This is a genomic window from uncultured Gimesia sp., assembly GCF_937919775.1.
Lineage (GTDB): Bacteria > Planctomycetota > Planctomycetia > Planctomycetales > Planctomycetaceae > Gimesia.
Genome location: NZ_CALFPF010000363.1, coordinates 1 through 5,292 on the forward strand (window position 1 = coordinate 1; position 5,292 = coordinate 5,292).

Here is a 5,292-nt window from a genome sequence, read left to right on the forward strand (position 1 = left end):
TTCGATCGGGAAACGTACCGGAGATCACTTTAAAGACACCACTCTCTCTGGCAGCAGCCATCCCTTTAACGGATGGCATCTATACTTCGCCGGTCGTCAGTCATGGTAAAGTCTTCGTGATTGACGGGTCGGGGGTTGTCTTCGCCATTGATGCCACGAACAACCAGGTTCTCTGGAAATTTGCTACGCGCGGCGGAGCGGGAAACTGTAACAATGTTGCAACCCCGGCGGTGATCGATCAATATCTGCACGTCGGCACCGCAGCTGGTTACTATTATGTACTTGATCTCAATACCGGCGCTGTTGTGAAAGAAATCGACTGCCGTGAGCCGATTTTTTCGGCTCCCGTCGTGAATGGAAACCGCGTCTATTTTGCCACGTTAGGTGCGCAGGTTTATGCAGTGGAACCTAAAGGTGAAGTTGTCTGGACCTGGGATTTCGTGAAGGAAGTGGTTCATTTTAACGGCAATCGCTGGAGCGGTGCTGACTGGCTTGCCCATCGGAAGGATCGCGTTACCTGGCGCGATCACTTTGTCTGCTCGCGCGATATCTGTCTGGCGGGGAACACGATCGTCATACCGGCAGGCGGCCGTACCGTATTTCTCGATGATGCGGGAAAAACTCCGCGTCTGCGTGCGGTCGGCGAAGTCCCCAATTACGCCGGTTCGGAATTTCCCGCTACGTTTGGGCAGAGCGCAGATGAGAAGGGCAATGTCTATGTGCAATGGCATCGACGAGACAATGCAGGTCGCGTTGAAATAATGCGACTGGAGGGAGACAAAGTTCAAACGGACTTTATCAAAGGGACTCAAACATCCATTCGAGATCCCGGGCTCTTGAGTTTTGCCTCCGTCAGTATTCGCGGCAATGATGTGTACCGCGTTCGACCGGAAGCAGGTCTCGGCCTGTGCCGTCATGCAATCGGGGATGAAAAAACAGAGGTCCTCTGTGAAGCGGCTTCTGTCTGCTCGCCCGTCTTAACACGCGACCACGCCGTCTATGGCGGCCTTGATGGTAAACTGTATGTCGTGCCTCTGGCGGGAGGAGAGACAGCAACTTTCGCTACCGCCTTCGGTGCTCCCATTACAGCGTCCGTCGCGATTGCCGGCAACAAAATCTATGTTCCCTGCGAGGATGGTTATCTGTATGTCCTGAACGCAGACGGTACGGCATCAAAGCCAGAGTCCGCTTTACCACAACAGGATTTACAGCTTTGGAAGATTCGCAGCCCGCTCACCGGACCCCTGACCGATCCGAAATTTGACTGGTACACGAATTACGGTGACTTCGGAGGCACGAATGCCAATTCCCAGGGCTTGAAGCCGCCGCTCCGGATGCGCTGGGCACGCCGTCTGGAAGGGACTGTGAAACATCTCCCCGTCTGCGGTGGAGGACGACTCTACACACACACTGCAGAGGGTCAAATTATTGCAGTCGAGCAGGATACCGGTCGGCTGTTGTGGCGACGTTATTGGCCCGACGTTTATTTGTCATTCACGTCACCACTTTACATTAATGGCAAGCTGCTGATTCCGCAGGCAGGCATCAAAAAATCACTCATGCGTTGCCTGGATGCCGCAACCGGGGAATTGCTCTGGGAAGCCCCTTTTACCGGTTCGCCCAGTTGGAGCCGACAATTTCCACCGGTCGTAGAGGGCAACATCGCGATCTACGCTTCCGGTTCCGGAGAATATGCGACCCAGGGAACAGAAAAAGCATTCACGTTCGGAGGCAAACCGGAAACCAAATCGGACGGACGCGAAGTGATGAGCTGGATCTATTCCAACGACAATCCTTATTACCCGAAAGATCACCGTCCACGCATCTGGGCCTGGGACCTGGATACGGGCAAGGTCGTCTGGGAAAAAGATTTCTCTGAATACGGACGAGGCGGCAACGACTGTGGCATCGCGATTCTGGATGGGAAACTTTATTACTCGACCTTCTTCGGTTACGCCACCAGTCAGCGCAAACGACGCGGATTGCCCGTTGAAAATAATGGAATCACAGCCTGTCTTGATCCCCAAACGGGTAACGTAATCTGGCTGACGAATAAATATTATGTCACATCCAAGTGCACGCTGAGTGCCCGCGACGGCCGCATTTACATCGGCGGTTTTAACCGTGCCAACGAGGAGACGCAGGACCGATTTGTGTGGTGCCTGGACGCAAAAGACGGTTCGCTGGTATGGCAATCGGATGCGGTCACGTCGGCGCTTAATGTTGTGACCGTGGGTCAGGATTTCATCTTTTCCAATGCGTTACGCGGAAAAGGCAACGTCTTCGATCATAAAACCGGCAAGGTTGTCAACAGCATCGGTCATAACTATGCCTGCTGTCGCTTTACACTTTCCGAGCCTTATGTGCTGGGTGCGAATATGGATATGATTGATCTGTCCGACAACGGCAAGCTGGTTTCGACGGGGCCTGCGATTGATTCGCGCGAGTGTCTCGGCGCAGTCGTTTCGAACGGACGCATCTTTTATACTTCGCAGGCAAGCGGCTTTATCGTCTCGCAGACTTATGGAGCAGACTCAAAGAAACTGCCTGCGGTCTGGGAAAGGCCCTGATTCAGAGGCAATCTTCTGAAGCCTGATTTCACTTTCTGGTTAAGAAACAATGAAATTATGATACACAGCGGAAAAAGAAAAAGTGCCAACTCAATTGCACTCCCCTTTCACTCGCATTAAAATTCATGGATACGTCAGTATTGACGTATCTCCCCTGCCTCGGCAGGAATTTTTGTCAAGTATTGGAAACCCAAGGAGAAATACATGAAAAGACTGCTTACACTCACAGTTGCGTTGATGTTCGTCGCAGCCGGTTCTTTCAGCTCTGCAGCAGAACTGAAGTCTGGTATCGAAGTTGGTGGAAAACCGGGAGCATATACAGTCAATGATTGTACGGGCCCTAATGCCGGTAAGTCACTCTGCTATCGTTGCAGCTACGGCGGACGTCCTGTGGTCAACATCTTCGCTCGCGAAATGAATGGTGATGTCCAGGATCTGATTGCACAGATTGATGCCAAAGTTGGCGAAAACCGCGATCAGAAAATGGCTGCTTTCGTGGTCCATCTGACTGACGACGCTGACACATCCAGTGCAGCACTCAAAAAGATTGCTGACAGCAAGCAAATCAAAAACACACCACTGACTAACTTCGAAGGTGAAGCTGGTCCCTCTTCCTACAACATTTCCAAAGATGCTGACATCACGGTTCTGATGTGGGTTAAAGGCGAAGTGAAAGTCAATCACGCAATGAAGAAAAGTGATCTGTCTAAAGACACGATCAATAAAATTGTGAAAGACACCTCTAAGATCCTGAACTAAAGATTTTAGATAATTAATTGCAGAACAAGTAGACCCCGCTTTCCCTGTTCGGTTAGCGGGGTTTCTGTTTCCCGCCGCGTTAGACCAATTACGAATCTTCACCATTCGCAAAGGGGTTTCAATGTCTCTCAGTGTAAGGTCCGTTCGATTTTTCTGTTCGCTGGCTCTGACCTCTTTCATGAGCCTGTTGCCCGCCCTGCAACTCGCCGGCGCCGGTCAATCGAACAGCCTGATGGATATCTCAACCGACGGCAAACTGCTCGCCTGTTCCAACCGCGATAGCGGTTCGGTCACCATTATCGATCTGCAATCCCAAAAGAAGCTGAGTGAAATCAAAGTCGGAAAACATCCCGAAGGAGTCAGTTTCCTGGGTAAGACCCACCTCCTGGCAACCGCCGTCTATGACGAAGATAAAGTTGTATTTCTCAATGCTGATACCGGAAAACAGATCGGTCAGACAGAGGTTTTTGATGAACCATACGGTATCGTCTCTACGAGTGACGGCGCAAAAATCTTCGTCACACTCGATTATCCGGGGCGGATTGTGGAAATCGACACCAACTCCAAAGAAGTCCTACGGGAGTTTTCCACAGGAGAACATCTGCGAGGTATCGCGATTTCCAACGATGATCAAAGCCTGTTTACAACCGAATATTATAGTGCCCTCGTTAGAAAGATTGATGTTGCCAGTGGTCAGACAGCCGACGAGTGGGCTGGAGGCAGCACCGACAATCTCGCACGTCAAATTACGTTGCACCCTTTTCGTCCGAAAGCCTATCTACCTCATATTCGATCAAGGATCACTGTCGCGCATGGCGCCGGTTCGATATTTCCGATTGTTTCGATCGTCGATACTCAAGCCGGCGAAGGAAAACGCCGGCGCAAAATCCCTATGGATTCGTTTCTGGGAGCCCGCGTTACTTCGAACCCGTGGGATACAGCCATCACCCCGGATGGAAAAACCTTCTTTGTCGTGTTTGCCGGAACCGATGACATGTTCGTCTGCAATGTCATCGACGATAACTACCGCGAACTGACATTTCGGGCCGCGCTGAATCTGGGACATAATCCTCGCGCCGTACGCGTCGCGCCGGACGGAAACACGTTTTATATTTACAATGCACTCGACTTCAATGTCGTTGCTTACGACACGCAAACACTGCTTCGTCAGGCGACGATTAATGTGACTGAAAACCCTTTGGGAGAAGAAATCCTGCTGGGTAAACAGCTTTTCTATACTGCGCTGCAGCCCATGTCGAGCCGCTTGTGGATCTCCTGCGCGAGCTGTCACCCTGATGGACAACCTGACGGAAAAACCTGGCATAACCCGGAAGGATTGAGAAACACGCAATCACTGGCCGGGATGGCCTGGACGCACCCGATCCACTGGTCCGCAGACCGCGATGAAGTTCAGGACTTCGAACATACGATCCGTGGACCACTCATGCAGGGTAAAGGTCTGGTCAGAGGAAAAATCAATCCTGCTCTGGATGCTCCGAATAGCGGTTTGTCTCGTGCCTTGGATGCAATGGCTGCTTACTCCAACACACATGAATTTACATTAAGCCCCTACGCCAAAAAAGGTCTCAATCCGGCAGCAGAGCGTGGACGTGAGCTGTTCTTCTCGAAACAAACCCAATGTGCGACTTGTCATAGTGGCCCGTTTCTCACGGATTCGGTTCCCTCGAAAAAGTTTATTCGACACGACGTCGGCACTGCAGTCGACAATCCAGGTGAGAAGATGGGGCCCGAATATGATACGCCCACTCTGCTCGGCCTCTATCGCACTGCCCCTTACCTGCATCACGGCAAGGCACAAACTCTCGAAGAAGTTTTGACTATTTATAATCACGACGACAAACATGGAAAAACGAGCCCGCTTTCAAAACAGGAAATCGCCGACCTCGTCGAATTCCTGAAGGCGTTGCCCTATGAAGATCCAGTGCCGAAAGCGCAAGCCGCC

At 51.5% G+C, this 5,292-nt stretch carries 3 protein-coding genes; all 3 read left to right on the forward strand.

Annotated features, from left to right (window positions below; all coding sequences use genetic code 11):
* Positions 1-2,570: PQQ-binding-like beta-propeller repeat protein (locus tag Q0294_RS10035; protein WP_299464235.1), on the forward strand; the 2,570-nt coding region annotated here is incomplete at its 5' end.
* Between the two features lie 204 nt (positions 2,571-2,774).
* Positions 2,775-3,329: a hypothetical protein gene (locus Q0294_RS10040; RefSeq protein WP_299464238.1), complete on the forward strand. Its 555-nt coding sequence runs from the start codon at positions 2,775-2,777 to the stop codon at positions 3,327-3,329.
* A gap of 121 nt (positions 3,330-3,450) precedes the next feature.
* On the forward strand, positions 3,451-5,292 hold a 1,842-nt coding region (locus tag Q0294_RS10045), incomplete at its 3' end, for a beta-propeller fold lactonase family protein (RefSeq protein WP_299464241.1).